This window comes from Pseudomonas guineae (genome assembly GCF_900113745.1).
GTDB classification, from domain to species: domain Bacteria; phylum Pseudomonadota; class Gammaproteobacteria; order Pseudomonadales; family Pseudomonadaceae; genus Aquipseudomonas; species Aquipseudomonas guineae.
The window spans coordinates 24,981-51,450 of record NZ_FOQL01000005.1 but is presented as its reverse complement, the minus strand read 5'-3'; the positions used below and the strand labels follow the sequence as shown (position 1 = coordinate 51,450).

The window sequence follows — 26,470 nt, the reverse complement described above, 5'->3', positions numbered from 1 at the left end:
AGTGCAGCATTACCCCATCAGCTAGGAAGTGCTGAGCTATGTTCTTTCAACCGCGAGACAAATCGGGCGATAACAATAATGCCGCCGTTGACGATCTGCAGGATGCTGGTCGTCGTTCGCTGATCCGCATTATCTTTGCCACTTCCGGTCTGACCCTTGGGGTGTTCTGCGCGTTGCAGTTTATGGCCGACAACTACGTGTTCGCAGGCTTCGAACTGTTGGTCAGCGCACTACTGCTGTGGGGCACCTGGCGCATCGTCAGGGTTCATAATTTACTGCCCTTTATCTATCTATACCTGCTGCCGACCTTCAGTTTTATGCTGTATATCATCGTCATTCCCAATGCCTCCAAGACAGCATTCGTTTGGGTCTACAGCATTCCAGTAATCTCCTACCTGCTGCTCGGTAGCAAGCGTGGCAGCATGCTGGCGCTGCCATTTGTGCTCGCAGCCTGCCTGCTCTACTTGTACACCTACCCGGTAAGTCTGGATGCCAAGGGTTTGATCGATCTGGGCAATGCACTGTTGTGTGGGGTTTTATTGATCATTTTTGTGCACCTCTACGAAGCCCGCCGTGCTTCGGCGCATAGGCAATTGCAGCAGATGGCACGCACGGATGCCCTGACAGGCGTAGCCAACCGAGGCAGCTTTCAGCAGAGCTTGGAGCAAAGTATTCGTGAGGCGCAGCGTAGCCAGGCTAAGTTGGTGCTAGTGATTCTCGATGTTGACCACTTCAAAGGGGTCAACGATCAGTACGGCCACGATGCCGGTGATCAGGCTCTAAGGCATATCTGTAACAGCCTCAACCAACGCCTACGCAACACCGACACTCTCGGTCGCCTGGGCGGTGAAGAATTTGGCCTGTTACTGCGCGGTACCGAGCACGGCGCGGCCGAACCCTTGGTGGAAATACTGCGCGAGCAAATCGCCAGTAAGCCGCTGACCTATGACAATCAGCAGATCATGCTCACGGTGACCTTTGGTATGGCGGAATGGCCCAGCGATGGCCAAACAGCGCAGCAGCTTTATCACTGCGCAGACCAGCGCTTATACCGCGGCAAGGCGCTAGGTCGTAACCAGATGGTTGGCCGCTCCATGCCAGAGGTTCAGCTCAGCGAGTATTCAGCGCGGTAATACAATCGTTAAATACGGTGAGCGATCTGATCGGTTCTGGTTAAGTCGTCGCTTTCAGATTAGGCGAGAGCTGAAGTTGGCCATAAATACATGACTGCTTCAGGGCATCCTTAGACGAGTTCACGGTATTTGTAGCGCAACAAAACCGCTGAGCAGTCACAAGCTCATAAGGGTTTATTAGCAAATGGCCGAACGTATTGAATGGAGACATTCGGATCATTGCGTCAGCCGAATGTTGCGGCCAACGCAAGATGTTCAAACGGTAGTAGCCCGCTGGCTGCTACCGTTTTTATCTCAATCAGGCTTTGAACTGAGACACCTGGCGTTGTAGCTGCACGGACAGCTCGGCCAACTCCTGGCTGGCAATAGAGCTCTGCCGTGAGCCTTCTCCCACTTCGGCAATCCCTGTCTGAAAGTGTGTAATGTTCTCGTTGATTTCGTTTGCAACCGAAGTTTGCTCCTCGGTTGCAGTGGAAATCTGCGCATTCATATCGGCAATAGTTTCCACTGCCGTGGTAATGGCATCGAGAATATTGCCGGACTCCCCAGCTTGAGTTGCACTGTGTTTGGCTTGTTCGCTGGCCTCTTCCATCACATTAACTGCCTGGCGAGCCGAAGCCTGCAGCTCGTCGATCATCGTGCGAATTGATTCAGTAGCCCGTTGGGTATTGCCCGCGAGGCTTCGTACTTCATCTGCCACTACCGCAAAACCACGTCCAGCTTCACCCGCTCGGGCTGCTTCAATAGCTGCGTTGAGAGCCAGAAGGTTGGTCTGCTCGGCCACCCCACGGATAGTGGTGAGTACCTGGCTGATATTTTCTGACTGCTTGTTAAGCAGCTCGATCACTTTGGTGGCGCTACTAACACGCGCTGACAACGTTTGCATGGATTCCACATTGGCGCGTACCGTACTGCTACCTGCCCGCGCTTTACTATCTGCATCGTGTGCATGCTGAGCCGCGTTCAGAGCATTGCCTGCTACCTCCTGAATTGCTGCAGTCATTTCATTGATGGCGGTTGCCACCATGATTACCTGTTCTTCTTGAGCGCTAGCGGAGTGACTGACCTGCTTGCTGATTGAGCTCATTTCCTCGGAGGACGATGCCAGCTGCTCAACGGCGCGTGCCAACTCGCCAATCAGGGCCTGGAAGCGATCCATCATGCGGTTGAAGGCCAGCCCTGTTTGCGCCAGCTCATCACTACCCTCAATCTGCAAACGACGGGTCAGGTCAGCATGCTCAGAAATATCGCTAATCACCTCATGCATATGCACCACAGGGCGACTGATAGAGCGGTAAACAGCCAGCGCTAATAGTGCCAAAAGCACCACCGCCAACACGCAAGCGATTACATAGGCCTTGAAAAGCCCCTGATAATCTTCGGAGGATTGGTTGTTGAACTCACCGGCAACTTGCACCTGATAGGTATAAAGCGAATCCAGCGCATCAAGCAGTGGATCGTAGGCCTCATAGGTTTGCTGGTTAAAGCTAGCCCCGTCCTGTGACCTAAGATTGCCGTTGTCTAGCTGCTCAAGGCGTGAGTCAATCAAGCGCCGCACAGGCTCTTTAGCTCGTTTGGTCGCCTCCATCAGGCGTGTCTCATCTCCGGTGATATGGGTCTGAAGATAGGCATTCCAAGCTGTATCTGCCCGCTGCAATGAAGCCTGTACCTCACGTCGAAAAGTACCACCATCTATAAGTTCGGCACGATACTTATGGCCCAGATCAATCAGTGCGTTGGCATAGCCATTGTTCACGGTGATCAGCTGCTCCATGGGTTCAACACGATCCACATAGAGGCTGTTGATGCCTTGGTTGAGGTTGCCCATCTGATTTAGGGATATGGCAGCCAATAGCACCAGCGCCAGCAATGGAGGTAGAGCGAGCAACAGCAGACGGAGTTTTACAGACATTTGGCCAAGCATTGGCGCACCTTTTATAGTCAGGAAAGCAATTCTGAAAGCAGGCCCGGTTTTACTTGCCCAGGCTTGCACAACTTCATCCTTGAACTACAGCGGCGCGCTAGAGAGGTGGAAGCACCGACATCACTTGATAGCAACGACAAGCTGAACCAGCGCTAATAACTCTAAAAACAGGCAACTATTATTACCTCATGGCCAAGATCATATCGGCTAAACCTTATTGTTCTTAAGGGGTTAGCATGTTTCTGTTGCCGGAGGGTGCGCGGATTGGGCCGCGTGCTAAAGGTTCTGCATGGTTTTGCATTCGGGAAAGGTTGAGCAGCCCCAGAATTGGTTGCCGACATTAGCCCCTGTTTTACGGGTGCGAATAACCAGCGCGCTGCCGCATTTCGGGCATTGCCGCTCGGCTGTTGGGTCGCTACGGCGTTTGAGGTTTTGCACATGCTCGCGGTGGGTGGCGAGGGTCGGCGCGCGGCGGCCGGTTTGCAGGGCTTGCAGCATGGAGTCGACTTCCGCCGCGCTAAATACCGCCTGCTGAAATGACTTGATATAGCGGATAAAGCCGATGCCCTGGGTCACGTTGGCCGGCACTTCGGTTTTGAAGGTACTGCCGCCGACAAAAGTGATGACCGAGTGCAGGTGCTCGGGGTTAACGCTAAGGGTGGCTTCCAGCGCTTTAAGGTGTTTGTAGTTCTGGCGTAGCGGGTTCTGGAATTTGAACGTGCGTTTGTAGAGCTTCTGCGTCCACTGCGCCTGCTTCTCGCTGCCGAAGATCCAGCCGCTCATGTTCTTCGTTTCCAGCACGAAGATGCCGTAGGGCGAGAGGAACACGTGGTCGATCTGCGTGGTGCCGTCTGGTGTGTCCAGGGTGACATTGTGCAGGCGACGGTAGGTTTGCTTATCCAACTGCCAATGGGCAAACAGCCGCACCAAGAATTCGCCAATATGACCCTTGGCCCAGAGTGACTTGAGCAGCGTGATCAGCAGCATGAGCGGAATAAACCAGCTCAACATGCCCCAGACCTGGGCGATGATCGGTGTGAAATCCATTCCTCAACTATCCGTAATCCTTAGATATATCTGATAGTACCGAAAGTAAGCGTAAATGGATGAAAGTATTCATAGGCGTTAATAAGCTCATTCAACGCTAAGCTCTTCGTCATGCGCCGCTTCGATCGCGATGAGCAGCTCAATCCGATTGGTTTCGAGGACATGGCGGCACTGATGGGATTGGCTGCGGAGCAGAAGTACAGCAAGAGCTATTCGGCCATCGCCAAGGCTATCCGTTTGTACTGCCCATCTGAGCACGTGCAGGGCTCATTGGCGCAGCTATTCGCTATCAATCGTACGCAGCACCCCGAGGATACTGGCCATAGAAGCCAAAGGCCGTGAATTGTTCCTGGCCGCCAAAAGCTGCGAACAGGCCCGAGGGGTTATCATTAGCCGCGCCATCCATAGCGAAGCCTTTGCACAAAACTTTCTCGCCCCGCGCCATTCGGTTGGCGCTAGCAAGAAGGCCCCGTTATAATCCCCCGGCTTCTGAGGGCCCATAGCTCAGTTGGTTAGAGCAGAGGACTCATAATCCTTTGGTCCACGGTTCGAGTCCGTGTGGGCCCACCAACTCCAAAGCCGCGCACTGCGCGGCTTTTTCATGTCTGCAGCAAGCGCGACGCCCAAGGCTGGGCACGCCGCACCGAGGGCGAAATGGTCAGTGGCGGGTACATCCAGCGCAGCGGCTGCGAACGCATGACCTTGGAAATGGCGCTGAAACGCGACCTCAGTTAAATCAGCCCGACCAAGAAGCCGGCCACCGGTGCGCCGAAGCCCAGCAACTGATCAGCCGCCTGGGCACATACTCCATGGCAACCCTCTGCGCTGAAATCATCGCCGGCTAAAGTGCAGATCATTCGGGTCTATTTGCCAGGCGATGGCGTTCAGGTTTCCACCAGGCCGCTATAGTGCTGCTCGCTGTTGCGCAGGATGCTGTAGATGATCAGCAGTGCGCCCAATAGTCCAAGCAAGTCAAGCAGTGCGGGGTGCGCCAGTGCGAGGGTGCAGCATGGGGTGGCTCGTTTGGCGGGCAATGAGGAAGGGTGTAGATCCGCCTGTTGCCCAGAATGCAAAACCCCCGGCCGGGGCCGGGGGTTTTGGTGTTACTCGTCGAGGAAGGAGCGTAGATGCTCGCTTCTCGTCGGGTGGCGCAGCTTGCGCAGCGCCTTGGCTTCGATCTGACGAATCCGCTCGCGGGTGACGTCGAACTGTTTACCAACCTCCTCAAGGGTGTGGTCGGTATTCATATCGATGCCGAAGCGCATGCGCAGTACCTTGGCTTCACGTGCAGTGAGGCCGGAGAGTACATCGCGGGTCGCTTCTTTAAGGCTCTCTACAGTGGCGACATCGATTGGCGACTGCATGGTCGAGTCTTCGATGAAGTCACCCAGGTGGGAGTCTTCGTCATCACCGATCGGGGTTTCCATGGAGATCGGCTCTTTAGCGATCTTCAATACCTTGCGGATCTTGTCCTCAGGCATTTCCATGCGTTCGCCCAGCTCTTCCGGGGTCGGTTCACGGCCCATTTCCTGCAACATCTGCCGGGAAATACGGTTGAGCTTGTTGATCGTCTCGATCATGTGCACCGGAATACGGATGGTGCGGGCCTGGTCGGCGATCGAGCGAGTGATCGCCTGACGGATCCACCAGGTGGCATAAGTCGAGAACTTGTAGCCGCGACGGTATTCAAACTTGTCCACCGCCTTCATCAGGCCGATGTTGCCTTCCTGAATCAGGTCGAGGAACTGCAGGCCACGGTTGGTGTACTTCTTGGCGATCGAGATCACCAGGCGCAAGTTGGCTTCAACCATCTCTTTCTTCGCGCGGCGGGCCTTGGCCTCACCGATCGACATGCGACGGTTGATGTCCTTGATTTCAGCCAAGGTCAACTCACACTCGGCTTCCAAGGCAGACAGCTTTTGCTGGCAGCGTTGGATATCGCCTTGCAGGTTGCCGATGGCTTCAGCGTACTTGGCTTTGCCTTTGGCTAAACCGACAGACCACTCGGCATCAATTTCATTGCCGGGGAAGAGCTTGAGGAAGTCGGCGCGTGGCATCCGTGCATCACGAACGCACAGCTGCATGATGGCGCGCTCCTGAGCGCGCAGACGCTCAAGGGAGCTGCGTACACGTACAACCAGCGCTTCGTACTGCTTGGGTATCAGCTTGATTGGCATGAACAGCTCGGCCATTTCTTTCAGCGCGGCAATGCCTTGCTTACTACTACGGCCATGCTTCTTCAGTACTTTTTTAGCAGCTTCAAGGGCTTCGCCAATCGCGGTGAAGCGGCGCAGAGCCTCTTCAGGGTCCGGGCCACCGTCGCCTTCTTCTTCCTCTTCATCGCTGTCATCACTATCGTCGTCGTCGCTGTCTTTGTCAGCGTCGCCGTCTTTGGCGGGTACAGGTGCGGCTGCTTCGGCGGGGGCGGCGATGCCGTCGTCCGGGTCGATATAGCCGTTGAAGACTTCAACTAATCGGCCACCGTCGGTGGTGACACGGGTGTACTCGGCAAGAATGCTGTCGACAGTGCCGGGGAAATGGGCGATAGCGCCCATCACTTCACGGATGCCTTCCTCGATGCGTTTGGCGATTTCGATCTCGCCTTCGCGGGTCAGCAATTCCACGGTACCCATTTCGCGCATATACATGCGCACCGGGTCCGTCGTGCGGCCGATATCCGTCTCAACGGCAGCCAACGCTGCAGCGGCTTCTTCAGCGGCTGCCTCGTCGGTGTCGGCGTCGGCCAGCATAAGAGAATCCTTATCTGGCGCAACCTCGAATACGTTGATCCCCATGTCGTTAATCATGCGGATGATGTCTTCCACCTGTTCCGGATCAGAAATATCTTCCGGCAGGTGGTCGTTGACCTCTGCGTAAGTCAGGTAACCCTGCTCACGACCCAGTGTGATCAACTCTTTGATACGAGACTGCTGTTGCGCTTTTCCGGACATAACACCCTATCCACTGAAGGTCTTGGCGGGCAAAAAACAAGCCGCGGATTATACCCGAGTAGTTCCCCTAAGCGCCAGTTGGGCTTGGGATTACCGGTGATGCATTACGGCTCAGCAAGTTGCGCAGCTGGTCTTTCTCTTCTGCGCTCAACTCACTTTGACGGGCTTTGCGCAGCAAATGTTCCAAGCTGCGCTCGCGTTGGCGGGCTACTAGACTAGTTATAGTGTCGAAAAACTGTTGTTCAAGGTTGTCGGCTGAAATTAGCCATTCCTTTTCTGCCAGAGCACGTAATAAACGCCCCTGCTCAGTGCCGTGCCAGCGTGCGATCAGTTGCAGTGAGCGCAGGTTCGGATTCTTTTGCAGGGCACCGAGCAGCGCGACCAGCAGTTGCGCGTACGTGTCGTCTTCGGCGGCGAAATGACTGACGTCTTCAACCTTCTGCGCCAATTGAGGGTGGTGCAGAAGGGTGCGTAAGGCGCTCAGGTGGGGTGACTCGACGCTGACAGCGGTGCGTTGTGCGCGCGGAGCGAACTCGCCCTGGCCTTTTTTGTTCCACTTGCCGCCGTCTTTCTTCCAGTTACCTTTGCTTTTATTGCGCTCGAACTCGTGTGAGGGGCTGGGGTTTTCGTATTCGTTGCGGCTTGGCTCGACATCGTAATAGGCGCTGTCGGGAATACTGGTGTAATCCGGATGTTCGCTGGGTGGTGCGCTGCTGTGGCTGGGTTTGCTGCTGTGTGCGGCTTGTGTCATGTGCTGCATGACTTCGCCGGACAGGCCGGTGATCTCGCTCAGGCGCTGGCGCATCAGGGTGCGCAGGTTGTTGCCGGGGATCTTGTCGATCAGCGGTGCGGCCAGTGTCATCAGGTGGGCTTTGCCTTCCAGGGAGCGCGGGTCGGCTTCTTCACTGAGTTGTTGGAAGAAGTAGTCGGCCAGTGGTTGGGCGTGCTGATTGATGCGTGCGCGAAAGGCATCGGTGCCCTCGCTGCGTACCAGGGTGTCCGGATCTTCGCCGTCTGGCAGGAATAGAAAGCGTGCGCGGCGGCCATCCTGCAGGCTTGATAGGGTGGCTTCCAGGGCGCGCCAAGCGGCGTTGCGGCCTGCTGCATCGCCATCGAAACAGAATAAGACGCTCGGCACGACACGGAACAGGCGCTTGAGGTGTTCTTCGCTGGTGGCGGTGCCGAGCGTGGCGACAGCATTGCGCAGGCCTTGCTGGGCCAGGGCGATGACGTCCATATAGCCTTCGACCACCATGATCTCGTCGAGGTCGCGGTTATGTTTGCGCGCTTCGAATAGGCCGTAGAGTTCCTGGCCTTTGTGGAACACCGGGGTTTCCGGGGAGTTCAGGTACTTGGGTTTTTCATCGCCCAGTACGCGACCGCCAAAGGCGATCACCCGGCCGCGGCTGTCTCGAATGGGGAACATGATGCGGTCGCGGAAGCGGTCGTAACGTTTGCCGCTTTCTGCATTTTCAATCAGCAGGCCGGCGTCGATCATGGCTTTTTGCTGCAGGTTGTCGCTGGCCAGGTGTTTGTGCAGGTTGTCCCAGCCCGGTGGAGCGAAGCCCATGCCGAAGTCGCGGGCGATTTCACCGGAGAGGCCGCGGCCTTTCAGGTACTCGACGGCGGCTTTGCGCTGCGGGTGGCTTTTCAGGGCCTGTTTGTAAAACTCGGCGGCGGCTGTGAGTAATGGGTAGAGCGGGGAGTCGGTGGGCTGGCGCGGTTTGTTGCTGCGCCCGCCTTCCTCGCGTGGCACTTCCATGCCGGCGCGTTTGGCCATGTCCTCGATTGCCTGGGGAAAATCCAGTTGGTCGTGGTCCATGATGAAGCCCAGCGCATTGCCGCCTGCGCCGCAGCCAAAGCAGTAATAGAACTGCTTGTCCGGGCTGACGCTGAATGAGGGGGTTTTTTCTTTATGGAACGGGCAGCAGGCGGTGTAGTTCTTGCCGGCCTTTTTCAGCTGGATACGCGAGGCCACCACATCGACGATGTCGGTGCGGTTGAGCAGGTCATCGATAAAGGACTGTGGGATCAGGCCGGCCATAGGCGCTCAGGATACTGTTGTGCGCTGAGGCAGAACAGGTAGGGGCAAAAACTAAAAGACTCCGGTCGTCGCCCGAAGGTTACGCGGAGTCTAAAAGCGAAACCCGGCCGAAGCCGGGTATCAGGCGCTGCTTGTACTGATTAGTACAGGCGAACGCTGCGGCGCTGCTCGCGCTGCACTTTCTTGGCGTGACGCTTAACAGCGGCTGCTGCTTTGCGCTTACGCTCGGAAGTCGGCTTCTCGTAGAATTCACGGCTGCGAACTTCAGCCAGAACACCGGCTTTTTCACAGGAGCGCTTGAAACGACGCAGAGCTACGTCGAAGGGTTCGTTCTCTTTAACTTTGACGGCTGGCATCCAGGGCGTACCTTCTTTCATTACCGGTGAGTAACGTTACTCCTGGCAGATGGCGCTGGAGAACGTAGTTTTTAAGGGTTGCGGATGTTACCGCCTCGTCGCGAGGAATGCAAAGCCTCTGATCGAAAAGCGCTGGCCGGCGTGCGGTAGCCGCCATTATCATGCGCGCCTTCGAAGTTGCACACTCTACTACAAAGGCAAAGCCCATGCTGGTTCTGGGATTGGAAACCTCTTGCGACGAAACCGGTGTCGCCCTCTACGACAGCGAGCGGGGCCTGCTGGCCGATGCGCTGTTTAGCCAGATTGACCTGCACCGCGCCTATGGCGGTGTAGTGCCGGAGTTGGCGTCGCGCGATCACGTCAAACGCATGCTGCCACTGATCCGCCAGGTTCTCGAGGAGGCAGGCAAGCGTAATTCAGACATCGAGGCTATCGCCTACACCGCAGGCCCCGGCTTGGTCGGCGCGCTGCTGGTAGGCGCTTCCTGTGCGCAGGCGTTGGCGTTCGCCTGGGGCATTCCGGCGCTCGGCGTGCATCATATGGAGGGTCATTTGCTGGCGCCGATGCTGGAGGAGCAACCGCCGGCTTTTCCATTCGTCGCTTTGTTGGTGTCAGGCGGCCATACCCAGTTAGTGCGGGTCGATGGTATCGGCCTTTACCAGTTGCTCGGTGAGTCCCTTGACGATGCAGCCGGTGAGGCGTTTGACAAGACGGCTAAGCTAATGGGATTGCAATACCCGGGGGGGCCGGAGATTGCCAAATTAGCGCTGAGCGGCACGCCAGGGCGCTTCAAGTTTCCCCGGCCGATGACCGACCGTCCTGGGCTGGAGTTCAGCTTCAGCGGCCTGAAGACCTTTACCCTGAATACTTGGCAGCAGTGCCAGGCCGCAGGTGACAACTCCGAGCAGACTCGTTGCGACATTGCCTTGGCGTTCCAGCAGGCAGTGGTCGATACCCTCACCATCAAGTGCAAGCGTGCGCTTAAGCAAACTGGGTTGAATAATTTGGTGATCGCCGGCGGTGTGAGTGCCAACCAGGCGCTGCGCCAGTCGCTGGAGAAAATGCTCGCTGAGCTGAAGGGCGAAGTGTTCTATGCGCGCCCGGCATTCTGCACCGATAACGGCGCGATGATCGCCTACGCCGGCTGCCAGCGCTTGCTGGCGGGGCAGCATGAGGATTTGAGTATCAAGGTGCAGGCGCGTTGGCCGATGGAGCAACTGCCGGGGCTGTAAGTGTGGCGCGGTGCTCGCGTGATGAGACTGGCTCGGCGTGCGGGTTTAGAAATGCCGCTCACGGCCGGCGAGCAGATCGCGTAAATTGCTCCGGTGCCGCCAGACGATCAGTCCGGTCAGCGCGCAGACGGGGAGCAGTGCGGCAGGTTGTTGCCAGGCTAAAAGTGGCAGCGTCAGTGGTGTGGCAATCAGCGCCGCCAGTGAGCTGGTACGGGTCAGGATGAAGGTCAGTAGCCAGGCAGCAATGGCCAGCAAGGCGGCGGGCGGATACAGGCCCAGCAGCATGCCAGCGGCCGTGGCGACACCTTTGCCGCCATGGAAGTTAAAGTACAACGGGTACATGTGGCCGATAACGGCGGCTAAACCGATCCAGGCTTGCTGCTGCAGGCTGAAGTCGAGCAGGTTGGCGATCAGCACCGGCAACAGGCCTTTGAGCAGGTCACCGAGTAGTGTCAGGATGGCCAGGCGTCTGCCGGCTAGCCTGAACATATTGGTGGCACCAGGGTTGCCTGAACCACTGGCGCGCGGATCGGGTCCGCCGGCCAGGCGGCTGAGCAGAATGGCAAAGGACAACGAGCCGAGCAGGTAGGCGAGGGTCGCCAGCAGCCAAAACATGGTATCCATTCCGGGCAAGGGAGCCCTGATTCTAACTAGGTGCGACAGCCTTGTCGTGCCGCGGAGAGCGCGCTTGGACACAGTTTTTATCGAGGGGCTGGAAGTCGACACAGTGATTGGTGCCTACGACTGGGAGCGGACCATTCGCCAATGTTTGCGTTTGGACCTGTACCTGGGCTGGGATAACCGTCCCGCAGCGGCCGGCGATGAGCTGGACAAGGCGCTGGATTACGCCAGTGTTTCGCAGCGTATTCAGGCGTTTGCCAGCGAGTCGCAATTCATATTGGTGGAAACCTTTGCCGAGCGTCTGGTGCAGGTGCTGATGAGCGAGTTCCATATCCCTTGGGTGCGCCTCAAGCTGACCAAACCCGGTGCGGTGCCAGCGGCCAGCGGTGGCGTCGGTGTGGAGATCGAGCGCGGATGTCGCTAACTCGGGTTTTATTGGGGCTGGGTAGCAATATCGATCGTGAAATACACCTGCATGCCGGGCTCGAAGCCGTGGCCGATTTATTGCGCGAGATGCGTTGCTCGCCAGTATTCGAAAGCCAGGCGGTCGGCATCAAGAGCGGGCCGTTCTTCAATCTTGTGGTGGTTGGTTATAGCGAGCTGTCGCTGGCGGACCTAGATCGGCGGCTGAAGTTTATCGAAGCTGCCAACGGCCGCTATGCCCCTGAGCGCAAAGGCTTGCCGCTGGATATCGATGTCTTGCTGTATGGCGACTTAGTCGGCAATTACGACGGCCTGATTCTGCCGCGTGCGGAAATTCTGAAGAATGCTTTTGTGCTCTGGCCGCTTTCGCTGCTCGCGCCGGATATTCTGCATCCGGCGCAACAGCGCAGCTTTGCCGAACTCTGGCAGACAGCACAGATTGAGCAGCAGTTGTGCCCGGTGGCGTTCAGCTGGCGCGACCAGCCGTTGACGCCAACGCAGTTGCTTCAGGCTTACCCCGCTGCCTAGTGCTGCGATGGCGGCGCGGCATGGTCGGCTTTGAACGCAGTAAGTACATTCAGCCGCTCACGATTTAACGCCTCACCCAGTTCCGCGCCCTTGAATCCCTGTGCGAGCAGTGGTTGCACTGCTACCGCGCGGGCTGCGTGCATAGCGGCGCGCAGGTAGTCGGCCTGCGGGTAGGGGCGTTGTTCCAGGCCTAGCCGACCGCGCGCATCCATTTCGCAGGCGGCGATAAACTCTTCAAAGCGCTGCGGGCGGCGGAATACATCGAAGCTCTGCAGCAGTTTCAGCAACGTCGAAGCCTTCAACTCCAAGGCGCGATGGCTGTGGGTGTGGAATTCGCCGACTTGCAGGGCCAGTTCCTGGCAATCCTTGGGCGCCTTGCAACGCTGATTGATCGCGCGGATCAGCTTCAAACCTTTGACCTCATGAGCAATATGCCGCGGCCACTCGGTTTCGGACGTCAGGCCCTTGCCGACATCGTGCAGCAGGCAGGCCCAGCGTACCGTCAGCGGTTGTTGGTGCTCGGCGCATTGGCGCAGCACGCTCAGCACATGCTCGCCAGTGTCGATTTCCGGATGATGGGCTGCTGGCTGCGGGATGCCGAACAGTGTGTCGACTTCGGGTAGCAGGACCTGCAGGGCGCCGCATTCGCGCAGCACCTGGATAAACACATCAGGACGCGGCTCCATCAGGGCGCGGGATATTTCTTTCCAGCTGCGCTCGGGCGTCAGGGCGGTCAACTCACCGGACTCGCTCAGCTCATGCATCAGGCCCATGGTCTCGTCGGCCACGCGGAAACCCAGAGGCGCATAGCGGGCGGCAAAACGCGCGACGCGCATTACGCGCAGGGGGTCTTCGGCAAAGGCCGGGGAGACATGCCGTAGCAGCTTGGCGTCGAGGTCGTGTTGGCCGCCATAGGGATCGATCAGTATGCCCTGCGCGTCTTCAGCCATGGCGTTGACGGTCAGGTCGCGACGAATCAGATCTTCTTCGAGGGTGATTTCAGGGCTGGCGAAGAAGGTAAAGCCGCCGTAACCATGGCCGCTTTTGCGCTCGGTGCGGGCCAGGGCATACTCCTCGCCGCTTTGCGGGTGCAGAAACACCGGAAAGTCGGCGCCGACCGGGCGATAACCCAATTCGAGCATCTGCTCGGCGCTGGCGCCGACGACGACCCAGTCGATTTCACTGATGTGCCTGTGCAACAAACGATCGCGTACTGCGCCGCCCACTTTGTAAATCTGCATGCCAAATCCTCCGTTGCGCAAAGCATAACGGCTGGCTGGCATGGCTGTCTGGTTAGTGCCGTGGCCAAGCGCGATTTTGCCCGCTCAAGCTCCACCGAGGCATGCCCGTTGCGGGGTTTAAGGCGGTTGGTTGCGCCGCATCAGCGCGGGCAGCTGCTCAAATGGGCGGAATCATCAGGTCGAGGCGCGGATAGTCGCTGCCTTGTTCCGCGTCATGCTGGAGCGGTACGTGCTGGGTGCCGATCAGCTGATCGCCTTGGTACATTTCCAGGTGGATATTGAAGCCCCAGAGGCGATGTAGGTGCTTGAGTACCTCCTCGGTAGAGCCGCCCAGCGGTTTACGCTCGTGCTGCTGGTGGCGCAGGGTCAGCGACCGGTCGCCGCGGCGGTCGATGCTCCAGATCTGCACATTGGGCTCACGGTTGCCCAAGTTATATTGCGCCGCCAGGGTTTCGCGGATGGTCTGGTAGCCGGGTTCGTCGTGGATCGCCGGGACGTACAGTTCGTCTTTCTGATCATCGTCGAGAATGCTGAACAGTTTGAGATCGCGGATTACCTTCGGCGACAGGTACTGAAGGATGAAGCTCTCATCCTTGAAGCTGCTCATGGCGAATTTAAGGGTGCTCAACCAGTCGCTGCCGGCAATATCAGGGAACCAGCGGCGATCTTCTTCGGTCGGTTCTTCGCATATCCGGCGGATGTCGCGGTACATCGCAAAGCCCAGTGTGTAGGGGTTAATGCCGCTGTAGTGAGGGCTGTCGAACGGTGGCTGGTAAACCACGCTGGTGTGCGACTGTAGAAACTCCATCATGAAGCCTTCGGTGACTAGGCCTTCGTCGTAGAGGTCGTTCATCAGGGTGTAGTGCCAGAAGGTCGCCCAGCCTTCATTCATCACTTGGGTCTGGCGCTGCGGGTAGAAGTATTGGGCGATCTTGCGCACGATACGGATGATCTCGCGCTGCCAGGGTTCCAGCAGCGGCGCGTGTTTTTCCAGGAAATAGAGGATGTTTTCCTGCGGTTCGACGGGGAAACGTGTGTTGTCTTTATCGTCGCTCTTGCTGGCGCTCTTCGGAATAGTACGCCAGAGGTCGTTGATCTGCTTCTGCAGGTGTTCTTCACGGTCCTTCATGCGCCGCCGTTCTTCCTCGGCGGAGATCGGGTAAGGGCGCTTGTAGCGGTCGACGCCGTAGTTCATCAAGGCGTGGCAGGAGTCGAGCAGGTCTTCCACCACATCAATTCCGTGGCGCTCCTCGCACTGCATGATGTACTGCTTGGCGAACACCAGGTAGTCGATGATCGAGCTGGCGTCGGTCCAGGTGCGGAACAGGTAGTTACCCTTGAAGAAGCTGTTGTGGCCGTAGCAGGCGTGGGCGATGACCAGCGCCTGCATGCAAATGGTGTTTTCTTCCATCAGGTAGGCAATGCAAGGGTCGGAATTGATCACGATCTCGTAGGCCAGGCCCATCTGTCCGCGCTGGTAGCCTTTCTCGGTGCTGAGGAAGTGTTTGCCATAGGACCAATGGTGATAGCCCAGCGGCATGCCGACCGAGGCGTAAGCATCCATCATCTGTTCGGCGGTGATCAGTTCGATCTGGTTAGGGTAGGTGTCCAACGCATAGTGTTCGGCCAGTCGGCTGATTTCGCGGTCGTATTGGCGAATCAGTTCGAAGGTCCACTCCGAGCCGGTTGAAATCGGTTGGCGTCGTTTATCTTGGGCATTGGTCATGTGGTAAGCCTCCGCTGGAACAGGTCGCGGAATACTGGGTAGATATCACCTGCGGAAACCAATTGTTGTTGGGCGAAGGAGTCGGCGAATGCCTCACTGACCTGTTCGTACTCGAACCACAAGGCTTGGTGCTCGCGCGGGGTGATCTCAACGTAGGTGAAGTACTGCACAAGCGGCATGATCTGATTGATCAAGATATCCCGGCATACCGGCGAATCGTCATTCCAGTTGTCACCATCCGAGGCCTGGGCGGCGTAGATATTCCATTCGTTGACGGGGTAGCGCTCGACCATTACCTCCTGCATCAATTTCAGTGCGCTGGAAACAATGGTGCCGCCGGTCTCGCGCGAGTAGAAAAACTCTTCTTCGTCGACTTCTTTGGCGCTGGTGTGATGGCGGATAAACACCACGTCGATCTTGTCGTAGTTCCGCTTGAGGAACAGGTACAGGAGGATAAAGAAGCGCTTGGCGATATCTTTGGTCGACTGCGTCATCGAGCCGGAAACGTCCATCAGGCAGAACATGACCGCCTTGGAGCTGGGGTTGGGTTGTTTCACCAGCAGGTTGTACTTGAGGTCGAAGGTATCGAGAAAAGGTACCCGCTTGATCCGCGTGCGCAGTTTGCTGATGTCTTCTTCAAGCGCTTGAATATCACCGAGGTTATCCGGCTGCTCCAGCTTTAGGCGCTCAAGCTCGGCCTGGGCATCTTTCAGTTTGTGCCGGCTGCTGCCGGACAGGGCAATGCGTCGGGCATGGGCCGAACGCAGGGTGCGGACTATGTTGATGCGTGACGGGTTACCTTCGTTACTGATGCCGGCCCGCACGCTCTTGAACGTATCGCTACCGGTCAGATGACGTTTGATCAGGTTGGGTAGTTCGAGGTCCTCAAACATAAAGTCGAGAAACTCTTCCTGGGTGATCTGAAATACGAACTCATCGATGCCTTCGCCCGAATTGCTCGCTTTGCCAGCACCCTGACCGCCACTCCCGCCTTGTGGCCGTGCAATCTTCTCGCCAGTGGTGAATTCGCGGTTGCCGGGGTGCACGGTGGTCTGGCGGCCGCCGCGGCCGTGGTGTAACACCGGCTCGTCGATGTCACGGCCGGGGATGCTGATTTGTTCGCCGTGTTCCATGTCGGTAATGGAACGGCGGCTGACCGCCTCTTCCACGGCCTTCTTAATATGGCCACGGTAACGCCGCAGGAAGCGCTGGCGGTTCACCGTACTCTTGTTCTTACCATTCAGTCGTCGGTCGATCACATGGCTCATCACTGCCCTCCGTGCACTGCAGGTATCAAGTGCCGTCGATACATAGCCGTATAGTTGCGTGCTCTGCAGCGCCGGCAGCTGAAGCGTCAGGCCGTTTTATTGCGATTTACGAACCCGCAGGTACCACTCGGACAGCAGGCGCACCTGCTTGTCGGTGTAGCCGCGCTCGACCATGCGTGTAACGAAGTCGTTGTGTTTCTGTTGATCCTCCTTGCTCGCCTTGGCGTTGAAGCTGATGACCGGCAGCAGGTCCTCGGTGTTAGAGAACATTTTCTTCTCGATTACCACGCGCAGCTTTTCATAGCTGAGCCAGGTCGGGTTCTTGCCATTGTTGTTGGCGCGGGCGCGCAAGACGAAGTTGACGATCTCGTTGCGGAAGTCCTTGGGGTTGCTGATGCCCGCGGGTTTCTCGATTTTCTCCAGCTCTTCGTTGAGGGCTACGCGGTTGAGGATTTCGCCGGTTTCCGGGTCGCGGTATTCCTGATCCTGAATCCAGAAGTCGGCGTATAGCACGTAGCGGTCGAAGATGTTCTGCCCGTACTCGCTGTAGGACTCGAGATAGGCAGTCTGGATTTCCTTGCCGATAAACTCGATATAACGCGGCGCCAGGTATTCCTTGATGAAGCGCAGGTAGCGTTCGCGTACCTCGGGGGGGAACTGCTCTTGCTCAATCTGCTGTTCCAACACGTAAAGCAGATGCACCGGGTTGGCGGCAATTTCGTGTGGGTCGAAGTTGAACACCTTGGAGAGAATTTTGAAGGCGAAGCGGGTCGATAGGCCGTTCATGCCTTCATCCACGCCGGCGGTGTCGCGGTACTCCTGAATCGACTTGGCCTTGGGGTCGGTGTCCTTGAGATTTTCGCCGTCATAGACGCGCATTTTCGAGTAGACGTTGGAGTTCTCCGGCTCCTTCAGACGGCTGAGCACGGTGAACTGGGCGAGCATTTTCAGCGTATCCGGCGCGCAATGGGCATTGGCCAGGGAACTGTTGAACAGCAGCTTGTCGTAGATTTTGATCTCGTCGGTCACGCGCAGGCAGTACGGTACCTTGACGATATAGATGCGGTCGATGAAGGCTTCGTTGTTCTTGTTGTTGCGGAAGCTGTGCCATTCCGACTCGTTGGAGTGGGCCAGCAGAATACCGCTGTAGGGAATCGCGCCGAGGCCTTCGGTGCTGTTGTAGTTACCTTCCTGGGTAGCCGTGAGCAATGGGTGCAGCACCTTGATCGGTGCCTTGAACATCTCGACGAACTCCATCAAGCCCTGGTTGGCTCGGCACAGTGCGCCGGAGTAGCTGTAAGCATCGGCGTCGTTCTGTGGAAATTCCTCGAGCTTGCGGATATCCACCTTGCCGACCAGCGCGGAGATATCTTGGTTGTTCTCGTCCCCAGGCTCGGTTTTGGCCACGGCGATCTGGTTGAGAATCGAAGGGTAGAGTTTGACTACGCGGAACTGGCTGATATCGCCACCAAACTCCTGCAAACGCTTGGTCGCCCAGGGCGACATGATGCTGCCGAGGTAGCGCCGCGGGATGCCGTAATCTTCCTCGAGGATGGCACCGTCCTCGGCGTCACTGAACAGCCCCAGCGGCGACTCGAACACCGGTGAGCCTTTGATCGCATAAAACGGCACTTTCTCGATCAGGTGCTTGAGTTTCTCGGCCAGCGAGGATTTACCGCCGCCCACCGGGCCGAGCAGGTAGAGAATCTGTTTCTTCTCTTCCAGGCCCTGAGCGGCATGGCGGAAGTAGGAGACGATTTGGTCGATGCATTCTTCCATGCCGTGGAAGTCGGCAAAGGCCGGGTAGCGGCGGATTACCTTATTGGAGAAAATCCGCGACAGGCGTGAATCGGTCGTCGTGTCGAGCAGTTCAGGCTCGCCGATCGCCAGTAGCAGGCGCTCTGCCGCTGAGGCATAGGCGCTGCGATCCTGCTTGCACAGTTCGAGGTACTCCTGAAGGGAGAGCTCTTCCTGGCGAGTCGCTTCGAAACGTTGTTGGAAGTGGCTGAAAATGCTCATGACGTCACCTCGCTCGATGCGCAGAGCCGGTGCGGGGTCGGTCAGGTGCAGGGTCACTCCGGTGCGGATGCAGCCGGGATAAATCTCCCCAGATCACCTAAAAGTCATACCGATGGCCCGATGCCGTTGGCCGGCTCTACCTTGTTTTGGATGGCCTGAGCTAAAGGATAGTTCGGAATCGGCGAGGGCAAGGGGCGCGCAACGATAACAGGATATTACCGTTGGTCGGGAGTCGCCGGCAGGCCGCTGCTGGTGCGGCCTGGGCACTGAAAAAATTATTCTTCAGGCGATTGAGCGGTGTCGTCGGGGAAGGTTGCACGCCACAGCTCGAAGCCACCGTCGAGGCTATAGACCTCAGTGAAGCCTTGGCCGACCAGATAGGCCGCCGCGCTTTGGCTGGAGTTACCGTGATAGCAGGCGACAATTAGCGGCGAATCAAGATCGGCCTGGGTGATAAAGCTGTGTAACGAGTGGTTATCGAGGTGCAGCGAGCCGCTGATGTGGCCGGCGGTGAAGCTCTGTGGATCACGGATATCGACCACCACTGCGCCTTGCTGGCGTAGGGCCTGGGCTTGCTCGGGTGGGATGCGTTTGAATTCGCTCATGCTTGCTCCTTACAGTCGCAGCTGTATTTCTCGCCACTATCAATATTCATCAAGGTCATGCTGGCGCCCCACACACAACCGGTGTCCAGGGCGACGACGTCGGGTTCCTGGCATTGGCCTTCGAGTGCCGCCCAATGGCCGAAGATGATGCGCTGGCCACGGGTTTTGCGCTGCTTGTAACTGAACCACGGCGCGTAGCCCGGTGGTGCGCTGCCCACGCCTTCCTTGCTTTTCAGGTCGAGGCTGCCATCGGCTTTGCAGAAGCGCATACGCGTGAAGCAATTAGTGATCACCCGTAGGCGGATCACACCGTGCAGATCACCGTCCCACTTAGCCGGCTCGTTGCCGTACATACCGTCAAGAAATAACGGTAGGCGTGCATCGTCGCGCAAGGCTTCTTCGACTTCTGCGGCGCGTTTGAGCGCTTTACTCATGGTCCACTGTGGCGGGATGCCGGCATGTACCAGTGCGGTGTCACGGGCTTCATCGTAATGCAGGAGTTTTTGCTGGCGCAGCCAGTTGAGCAGCTCGGCGGCATCCGGGGCGTCGATAATCTCGCGCAGGGTGTCGCCTTTCTTAAGACGCTCAATGTTGTGTGCCGCAGCCAGTAGGTGCAGGTCGTGATTGCCTAGCACGCAAGTCAGCGCATCGCGGATGCTGTAGAGAAAACGCAGCGTCGCCAAGGACTCGGGACCGCGATTGACTAAGTCACCGACCAGCCAAAGCCGATCCTGTGCCGGGTCGAAGGCCACGCGTTCGAGCAGGCATTGCAACGGTTTCAGGCAGCCTTGCAGATCACCAACAGCATAGGTCGCCATCAGTGCAGTGAGCCCGGTACCGCCAAGCGGAAGGGCGCGATTAGCGCGTCGAAGCGTTTGCCGTCTTCGGCGAGCATTTGATAGCTGCCTTGCATGATACCAACTCGGGTGGTCATCACCGTACCGCTGCTGTAGGTGTGGCTAGCGCCTGCGTCGATCAGCGGCTGCTGGCCGACCACGCCGGCACCGCGGACTTGCTGCACGCGGCCGTCGCCATCGGTAATTACCCAATGCCGCGAGAGCAATGTGGCCGGCAATTCACCGGTGTTGCTCACCGTTACGGTGTAGGCGAAGGCGAAGCGGTTCTGCTCCGGCTGCGACTGTTCCGGCAGGTAGCGGGTCACGACGCTGACGTCGATGTTGTAGCGCGAATCGCTCATGCGTAATCACTCGGTAGGCCGAACGCCAGTTTAGCCGCTGTCAGTCGGCGATGGATTGCTCAGCCAATTTGTCGGCCAGGCGAACAAATGCCGCCAGGTCAAGTTGCTCAGGACGCAAGCTGCCATCGACGCCGGCTGCTTCAATAGCGTCGGCGGCAAGCAAGTTCTTCAGCGTGTTGCGCAGTGTTTTGCGCCGCTGGTTGAACGCTTCGCGCACCACCCGCTCAAGTAGACGATGGTCCTTGGCCGGATGCGGCAGTACTTCGTGCGGCACTAGGCGGACAATGGCCGAGTCGACCTTAGGCGGCGGGTTGAACGCCCCTGGGCCGACATTGAACAGGTGCTCCACGCGGCAGTGGTATTGCACCATGATCGACAGCCGGCCCCAATCGCCGCCACCCGGTGTTGCGGCGAGGCGCTCGACCACTTCCTTCTGCAGCATAAAGTGCATGTCGCGAATCAGGGCAGCATTATTGAGCAGGTGGAAGATCAGCGGCGTGGAGATGTTGTACGGCAGGTTACCGACCACGCGTAGGCTGTGTGGGGCGGCCTCAAGTTGGTTGAAATCGAACTTGAGGGCGTCGCCCTGATTCAGGCGAAAGCGCGGGTTGTCGCCGAACTGGCCTTGCAGGATCGGGATCAGGTCGCGATCGAGTTCAATCACGTCGAGCTGCGCGCCGCTGTGTAGCAGGCCTTCGGTGAGGGCGCCTTGGCCTGGGCCGATTTCCAGCATGTGCTCGCCTTCGCGGGCGTGGATGGCGCGCAAAATGCGGTGAATCACCCCAGCATCGTGCAGGAAGTTCTGGCCAAAACGCTTGCGTGCGCGGTGTTGGTATTCGGACATGCAGCAGCTCCAGGCTTCAAGCCAAGGGCTTGAAGCGAATGTAACGCGTGTAGAAAGCCAGGCAGTTTAACAGCATTGGCGGCGTTAGCCCCGCGTGGGGTGTGGCCGTCATTAGCCGGCTACTTGGCTAGCGGCCATGGCGTATGCGGTTTGCAGGGCGACCTGCAAGCTGCCGCTGTCAACTTTGCCGCTGCCGGCAAGATCCAGCGCCGTGCCATGGTCGACCGAGGTGCGGATGATCGGTAAGCCCAAGGTGATGTTCACGGCCGCGCCAAACCCTTTGTATTTGAGCACGGGTAAACCTTGGTCGTGGTACATCGCCAGCACGGCATCGCAATGATCGAGGTGTTTGGGGGTGAACAGGGTGTCGGCTGGTAATGGGCCGATCAGGTTGATCCCTTCGCTACGCAGCTGTTGCAGTGTCGGTTCGATGATCTCGATTTCTTCACGCCCCAGGTGTCCGCCCTCGCCAGCATGAGGGTTAAGGCCGCAAACAAGAATGCGTGGTTGGGCGATGCCGAATTTTGTCCGTAAGTCGTTATCGAGGATGCGCGTAACGCGGCTCAGGCGCTCAGGTGTAATGGCATCGGCCACATCCCTGAGCGGCAAATGAGTCGTTACAAGGGCCACGCGCAGTCCGTGGGTGGCCAGCAGCATCACCACTTGCGTGGTGTGTGTGAGCTCAGCGAGGAACTCAGTGTGCCCGGAGAAAGCAATACCGGACTCGTTGATCACACCTTTGTGTACGGGAGCGGTAATCATCCCGGCGAAGTGCCCATCGAGGCAGCCTTGGCCTGCACGAGTGAGTGTTTGCAGTACATAGTTGGCGTTGCTTGGGTTGAGTGTCCCCGGTTCTACAGGCGCGCCCAGCGGCGTGTCCCAGACATACAGGCTGCCCGCAGGAGCCGCTTTGGTTGGCCAATGCTCAGGGTTGACCGCGATCAGTTGCGTATTCAGCCCCATCAGCTGCGCACGTTCGGCCAACAAATCGCGGCTGGCAATCGCAATAAGAGCATGCGGTTGCGCCTCACGTGCCAGCAGCAGGCACAGGTCGGGACCTATACCGGCAGGCTCGCCAGGGGTCAGGGCAAAAAGACGGATGGCGGTCATCGGCGGGCTCTCGGTTATGCGCCAACTAAGTTGGTGCGTCAATTAAGGGTAGCGGCGCGGTTATCGTTCAGTATTAAAAAACCCGGCGCTGCGTGTGCATGAGCCGGGTTTGATTTGTTGCGTTGGTCAGCTTGGCTCGCGCCTCGTCTGTTAGAGCTTGATCTCGACGTAGGCTTCGTCACGGATCTGACGCAACCATGCCTGTAGCTCTTCATCGTATTTACGGTTACGCAACACGGTCATCGCTTGCTGTTCGCGGTACTGCTCGCTGCTGTCAGTGGCGCGACGGCCCATGACTTCCAGTACGTGCCAGCCAAACGGGCTCTTGAACGGTTTGGACAACTCACCCGCCGGCGTGTTGTTCATGACTTCGCGGAATTCAGGCACCAAAACGTTTGGATCGATCCAGCTCAATGTGCCGCCATTCAGCGCTGAGCCCGGGTCTTCGGAGAAGTTCTTCGCCAGTTCGCTGAAGTCCTCACCTGCCATGATGCGCTGATGCAAGCGATCGATCAGGCGCTTGGTTTCGCCTTCGCTGCGGATTTCGCTGGGCTTAATCAGGATGTGGCGAACATTCACTTCGTCACGTACCTGGCTGCCGCCGCCACGTTTTTCCAGCAGCTTGATCATAATAAAGCCGCCGGGTGTGCGCATCGGCTCAGTCACCTGGCCAACAGACAAAGCGCTGAGCATGGCGTCGAAGGGGGGTGGCAGTTGCCCGGCTTTACGCCAGCCCATTTCCCCACCTTCCAGTGCGGTTTCGCTGGCCGAGCGGGCAATGGCTAGTTGAGCGAAGTCGGCACCTTGTTGCAGCTGCTGATAAAGCTCTCGAGCCTGGCGATCCGCTGCCTGGATGTCTTCGGGAGAAGCGCCCTCGGTCACTGGTATGAGGATGTTGGCGAGACGGAACTCTTCCGTAAGCTGCATTTTGCCCAGGTCCGAGGCCAGGAAGTTCTGCACTTCCTGATCAGTTACCTGGATGCGTTCGGCAACACGGCGCTGGCGCACACGGCTGATGATCATCTCGCGGCGTACTTGGTCACGCGCATCGGTGTAGGACAGGCCGTCTTTCGCTAACGCAGCGCGGAACTGTTCGCTGCTCATGCCATTACGCTGGGCGATGGTACCGATGGCCTGATTCAGCTCTTCGTCAGTAACGCGAATGCCTGAGCGCTCGCCAATCTGCAGCTGAATGTTCTCGATGATCAGGCGCTCCAGTACCTGCTGGTCGAGTACACCATCAGGCGGCAACGCTGCGCCACGCTGGGTGATGGTTTGCTGCACTTCACGCAGACGCCCATCGAGCTGGCTTTGCATCACGACATCATTATCGACAATCGCTACAACGCGGTTAAGTGGTCGTACTTCGGCCTGTGCCGCAGTACCCAGAAACAGCGCGCCCAACAGCAGCGGGCGCACGCAATCAGAAAGCTTGATCTTCACGTTCACGATAACCTTGAATGCCTTGGTCGAGGAAAGACTCAACTTTATTGCCGACTACGCCGCCCAGCCCCTTGAGTACGATCTGTAGGAAGATGCCGGTATCAGCCTGATCGTTCAGCGACGGGTTCAAGCTGACTTCGTCATAGTCGATCCAGTAGCGGTTGATTAGGCGTAGTTTCCAGCAGCAACTGTCGTACTCGAAGCCGGCAAAGGCTTCCAGGGTTCGGTCGCGGCCGTAGTCGTACTGCCAGCGGGAAATCACGTTCCACTGTGGCACGATCGGCCAGATAACCGAGAAGTCGTGCTGGCTGATTTTGTAGTAGTCCTTGATGTACTCAGGTGAGCCAGGTGTGCCGTAATCGCCACCCCCAACTACCCAGTTACCGCTGGCTTCGTCAAAACGGACGGTGTCATTACGGTAGCGATAGCCGGCGTTAACCACCTTGTTCGGGTTGTCTTCTGCCTGATAGTGGAACATCGCGCTACCGGAGCGGGTGCTGCCACTGTCTGGATCCCAGTTGAAATCCGAGGAGAAGCGCCAGTCGCGGTTAAAGCGATAGAGGTACTCAAGTGCATAGGGCGATACCGACGCGGTTGCATCATCGCGAGTGCGGTAATCGATACCTGGCAGTTGTACTCTGCGATCTTCGAGGTAGATGGCCTGGCCGATGCTGAAGCGCTGACGCTCAAAACCGTTCGGCTCAATCAAGCGGCTGGTGACGCCCAGCGACAGCTTGTTCTCGTCGCCGATGCGATCCTTACCGGAGAAGCGGTTTTCACGCCATAGCGAGGAGTAACTGAAGCTGCTTTCGCCTGTGTCGAAGACCGGAATGTCGGTTTGGTCTTCTTCTGGCACATAAAGGTAGAAGGCGCGTGGCTCCAGTGTTTGACGGAACTGCGTGCCGAACAGCTGAGTGTCACGGTCGAAGTACAGGCCGCTGTCCAGGCTGAACATGCCTACGCCACGGCTCTGGCTACTTTTATAGGTCTGCTCTGCCAGCAAGGTGTTCTTGCCTTGTTGGTCCAGCGTTAGGTTGTAGTTGGTCTGCAGGTACTTAATCTGCGGCTTGATATAACCCCAGCTCCAGTTCAACGGCAGGCTAACGGCTGGCTCAACATGCAGGCGCTCACCATTGGCGCGGGCCAAGCCTTGCAAGTTGTTGTCGTACCAAGGCGTCGTATTGCCGTCTTCGTCGGAGAACAGCCCAGAACGCAGGCTGCGGTCGAAACGTACAAGCTCTGTGCCATAGGTCAGGTTGAGACCGGCTGGCTGAAAAGGTAGCTGACCGTCCAAAGTGATTTGCGGCAGGCGATTATATGGTGTGATATCAGTGATATTGGCCAGCTCGTAAGCGTGCGCATTCAGTCGTGCGGTATAGCTGTCGCCTCGGTAGGTCAGGGTGCCGCGCTGGTTTACGTAGGTATCGATGCCAAGGCCTAGATCTGTGCTCAGGTCCTGGAAGTAGTAAGGGTCACTGATGTCGGTGTAGTCGACCTCAGCCAACAGGCGATCGTTGAGCCCCTGTTTGTGCTGCCAGCTGTACATCCAGCGTTGGTCTTGATACTCCGACTGCAGTTTGCGGTCGTCGTTGCTGTCCTGCAGGACGCCACCGCCTACCTGGCCTTCGCTGTTCTTGGTGAGGTAGCGGAATTCGCCTTCCATCAGCAAGCCGCGGTCGCTCATATAAGTCGGGTACAACGTGGCGTCGTAATTCGGTGCCAGGTTGAAGTAGTAAGGCGTCTGCAGAGTCAGGCCGTTATCGCCTGAGCTGCCGATGCTTGGCGGCAGAAAGCCGGACTGGCGACGGTCATCAATCGGGAAGTAGATATAGGGTGTGTAGAACACCGGAATATCTTTGACCCGCAGGGTGACGTTGGTCGCAGTGCCGAAGCCAGTGGCCGGATTCAGGGTGATGTTATTACCCTTGAGGTGCCAGGCGTTACTGCCCGGTTCGCAGCTGGTGTAGGTGCCGTCTTTCAGGCGAATAATTGCGCTCTCTTCACGCTTGGCGTAAAGCGCATTGCCGCGGATATGGCTCTTGTGCAGCACATATTCGGCGTTATCGACTTTAGCTTCGCCGTTATCAAGCTGCAGTTCGGCTCGATCGCCGACCACCAGCATGCCCTGATCACGCAGGCGCACGTTGCCGATCAATTCGCCACGGTTTTCCGCCTGGCGCAGGTTGGCTTCATCTGCCTCGACCTGCATGCCTGCTTGGCGCAGAACTACATCACCGGCGAGGGTGGCAACCTGTTCTTCCTGCTCATAGCGTGAGGCTTTGGCCGAGATAAACATCGGCGCTTCGTCCATCGGCGTTGTGTCGTTCATGCCGGGACGAGTTGGCTCTACGTAAGCGCCTGCGCAATAAGGGCCGGCTTCAGCCAGCTGAGCGGCGTTGAGGCTCTCACGCGGTACCCAGTCGAGGTGGCTGAAGTCAGCGCTGCGCGCAGCCAGGCCTTTGCCCTGGCTTTCGGTAACCAACGTCGCTTGCGTGGCTTTAGCTTGGCCGGGTGCGGCACTGCCGTCAGCTGCCTTGCTGCTGGCGAGCGAATCACGTTGTACTGGCCGGGCTGGCAGTGCAGCATTGCTGGTTTTCGGGGCGCATGCCCAACCGCCTGCGGCGGAAACCTGGCAATCGTACTGCTCAGCAGCGACAGCAAATGGAATGGCCACGGGTTGAAGCGCCAGAAGGCTGCCAGTCACCAGAAGTGGGAATTTTTTACGAAACGCGGGGTATTTTACTGCCATCTTATTTT

Annotated in this window: 22 protein-coding genes, 1 tRNA gene and 2 pseudogenes; 7 read left to right on the top strand and 18 right to left on the bottom strand. The window is 57.8% G+C overall.

The genetic code is table 11. The features are described from left to right. Positions 1-38 precede the first annotated feature (38 nt). Positions 39-1,133, top strand: a complete 1,095-nt coding sequence (locus BMZ32_RS16550) for a GGDEF domain-containing protein (RefSeq protein WP_090244015.1) — start codon at positions 39-41, stop codon at positions 1,131-1,133. Positions 1,134-1,431: 298 nt separating this feature from the next. Here BMZ32_RS16550 and BMZ32_RS16545 read toward each other — a convergent pair whose 3' ends face one another. Both BMZ32_RS16545 and BMZ32_RS16540 read right to left on the bottom strand, forming a co-directional pair. Further along, positions 1,432-3,045 carry a methyl-accepting chemotaxis protein gene (locus tag BMZ32_RS16545; protein ID WP_425272885.1) on the bottom strand — a complete coding sequence of 538 codons (1,614 nt, stop codon included), beginning with the start codon at positions 3,043-3,045 and terminating at the stop codon, positions 1,432-1,434. A gap of 288 nt (positions 3,046-3,333) precedes the next feature. Then, a complete protein-coding gene (locus tag BMZ32_RS16540; protein WP_090244009.1) occupies positions 3,334-4,104 on the bottom strand; it encodes a nuclease-related domain-containing protein in 771 nt (256 codons plus the stop codon). An 87-nt stretch (positions 4,105-4,191) separates the two neighbouring features. Between BMZ32_RS16540 and BMZ32_RS16535 the strand changes: the two are divergent. The 3 genes and pseudogenes from BMZ32_RS16535 to BMZ32_RS16525 all read left to right on the top strand — a co-directional run. Further along, a pseudogene (locus BMZ32_RS16535) lies at positions 4,192-4,395 on the top strand (HipA domain-containing protein); the annotation flags it as partial. 202 nt (positions 4,396-4,597) lie between these two features. Next, a tRNA-Ile gene (locus BMZ32_RS16530) sits at positions 4,598-4,674 on the top strand. Next, positions 4,633-4,946 (top strand): annotated as a pseudogene (locus tag BMZ32_RS16525) (site-specific integrase); the annotation flags it as partial. The gene BMZ32_RS16530 and the pseudogene BMZ32_RS16525, both read left to right, overlap by 42 nt. A gap of 42 nt (positions 4,947-4,988) precedes the next feature. Here BMZ32_RS16525 and BMZ32_RS19475 read toward each other — a convergent pair. The 4 genes from BMZ32_RS19475 to rpsU all read right to left on the bottom strand — a co-directional run bounded on the left by BMZ32_RS19475 (position 4,989) and on the right by rpsU (position 9,455). Then, positions 4,989-5,138 (bottom strand): hypothetical protein, encoded by a 150-nt coding sequence (locus BMZ32_RS19475; protein WP_167376773.1) that lies wholly within the window; start codon positions 5,136-5,138, stop codon positions 4,989-4,991. A 69-nt stretch (positions 5,139-5,207) separates the two neighbouring features. Further along, positions 5,208-7,055, bottom strand: a complete 1,848-nt coding sequence (gene rpoD / locus BMZ32_RS16520; protein ID WP_090244007.1) for an RNA polymerase sigma factor RpoD — start codon at positions 7,053-7,055, stop codon at positions 5,208-5,210. 67 nt (positions 7,056-7,122) lie between these two features. Continuing rightward, complete coding sequence (gene dnaG, locus BMZ32_RS16515; RefSeq protein WP_090244005.1) at positions 7,123-9,099, bottom strand: DNA primase; 1,977 nt, start codon at positions 9,097-9,099, stop codon at positions 7,123-7,125. A gap of 140 nt (positions 9,100-9,239) precedes the next feature. Then, the gene (gene rpsU / locus BMZ32_RS16510) at positions 9,240-9,455 is read right to left on the bottom strand and encodes a 30S ribosomal protein S21 (protein WP_003296736.1); all 216 of its coding nucleotides are present in this window, start codon (positions 9,453-9,455) and stop codon (positions 9,240-9,242) included. 206 nt (positions 9,456-9,661) lie between these two features. Between rpsU and tsaD the strand changes: the two genes are divergently transcribed. Next, entirely contained in the window at positions 9,662-10,687 is a 1,026-nt protein-coding gene (gene tsaD, locus BMZ32_RS16505) for a tRNA (adenosine(37)-N6)-threonylcarbamoyltransferase complex transferase subunit TsaD (protein WP_090244003.1), read from the top strand. 45 nt (positions 10,688-10,732) lie between these two features. Here tsaD and plsY read toward each other — a convergent pair whose 3' ends face one another. Continuing rightward, a complete protein-coding gene (plsY, locus tag BMZ32_RS16500; protein ID WP_090244001.1) occupies positions 10,733-11,302 on the bottom strand; it encodes a glycerol-3-phosphate 1-O-acyltransferase PlsY in 570 nt (189 codons plus the stop codon). Between the two features lie 73 nt (positions 11,303-11,375). Here plsY and folB point away from each other — a divergent pair, with 73 nt between their 5' ends. Further along, positions 11,376-11,732, top strand: a complete 357-nt coding sequence (gene folB / locus BMZ32_RS16495; RefSeq protein WP_090243999.1) for a dihydroneopterin aldolase — start codon at positions 11,376-11,378, stop codon at positions 11,730-11,732. After that, entirely contained in the window at positions 11,723-12,259 is a 537-nt protein-coding gene (gene folK, locus BMZ32_RS16490) for a 2-amino-4-hydroxy-6-hydroxymethyldihydropteridine diphosphokinase (protein WP_090243997.1), read from the top strand. Before folB ends, folK begins: the two co-directional genes overlap by 10 nt. Here folK and BMZ32_RS16485 read toward each other — a convergent pair. From BMZ32_RS16485 to BMZ32_RS16435, 11 genes are all read right to left on the bottom strand, one after another. Beyond that, positions 12,256-13,500: a multifunctional CCA addition/repair protein gene (locus BMZ32_RS16485; RefSeq protein WP_090243995.1), complete on the bottom strand. Its 1,245-nt coding sequence runs from the start codon at positions 13,498-13,500 to the stop codon at positions 12,256-12,258. The genes folK and BMZ32_RS16485 overlap by 4 nt on opposite strands. 157 nt (positions 13,501-13,657) lie before the next feature. Then, a complete protein-coding gene (locus tag BMZ32_RS16480) occupies positions 13,658-15,226 on the bottom strand; it encodes a SpoVR family protein (protein ID WP_090243993.1) in 1,569 nt (522 codons plus the stop codon). Next, on the bottom strand, positions 15,223-16,494 hold the full coding sequence (locus BMZ32_RS16475; protein WP_090243991.1) for a YeaH/YhbH family protein: 1,272 nt from the start codon (positions 16,492-16,494) through the stop codon (positions 15,223-15,225). The genes BMZ32_RS16480 and BMZ32_RS16475 overlap by 4 nt, the downstream gene beginning before the upstream one ends. A 96-nt stretch (positions 16,495-16,590) precedes the next feature. Beyond that, positions 16,591-18,513, bottom strand: coding sequence for a PrkA family serine protein kinase (locus BMZ32_RS16470; RefSeq protein ID WP_090244317.1), 1,923 nt, complete (start codon positions 18,511-18,513; stop codon positions 16,591-16,593). 275 nt (positions 18,514-18,788) lie between these two features. Further along, the gene (glpE, locus tag BMZ32_RS16465; RefSeq protein WP_090243988.1) at positions 18,789-19,118 is read right to left on the bottom strand and encodes a thiosulfate sulfurtransferase GlpE; all 330 of its coding nucleotides are present in this window, start codon (positions 19,116-19,118) and stop codon (positions 18,789-18,791) included. Then, positions 19,115-19,936 carry a symmetrical bis(5'-nucleosyl)-tetraphosphatase gene (locus BMZ32_RS16460; protein ID WP_090243986.1) on the bottom strand — a complete coding sequence of 274 codons (822 nt, stop codon included), beginning with the start codon at positions 19,934-19,936 and terminating at the stop codon, positions 19,115-19,117. The genes glpE and BMZ32_RS16460 overlap by 4 nt, the downstream gene beginning before the upstream one ends. Further along, complete coding sequence (gene apaG, locus BMZ32_RS16455) at positions 19,936-20,316, bottom strand: Co2+/Mg2+ efflux protein ApaG (protein ID WP_090243984.1); 381 nt, start codon at positions 20,314-20,316, stop codon at positions 19,936-19,938. Before apaG ends, BMZ32_RS16460 begins: the two co-directional genes overlap by 1 nt. 40 nt (positions 20,317-20,356) lie before the next feature. After that, positions 20,357-21,160, bottom strand: coding sequence for a 16S rRNA (adenine(1518)-N(6)/adenine(1519)-N(6))-dimethyltransferase RsmA (gene rsmA / locus BMZ32_RS16450; RefSeq protein WP_090243982.1), 804 nt, complete (start codon positions 21,158-21,160; stop codon positions 20,357-20,359). A gap of 111 nt (positions 21,161-21,271) precedes the next feature. Further along, complete coding sequence (pdxA, locus tag BMZ32_RS16445) at positions 21,272-22,270, bottom strand: 4-hydroxythreonine-4-phosphate dehydrogenase PdxA (RefSeq protein ID WP_090243981.1); 999 nt, start codon at positions 22,268-22,270, stop codon at positions 21,272-21,274. Between the two features lie 150 nt (positions 22,271-22,420). Continuing rightward, positions 22,421-23,713: a peptidylprolyl isomerase gene (locus BMZ32_RS16440; RefSeq protein WP_167376772.1), complete on the bottom strand. Its 1,293-nt coding sequence runs from the start codon at positions 23,711-23,713 to the stop codon at positions 22,421-22,423. After that, positions 23,694-26,462: an LPS-assembly protein LptD gene (locus BMZ32_RS16435; RefSeq protein WP_090243976.1), complete on the bottom strand. Its 2,769-nt coding sequence runs from the start codon at positions 26,460-26,462 to the stop codon at positions 23,694-23,696. The genes BMZ32_RS16440 and BMZ32_RS16435 overlap by 20 nt, the downstream gene beginning before the upstream one ends. Positions 26,463-26,470: the final 8 nt, after the last annotated feature.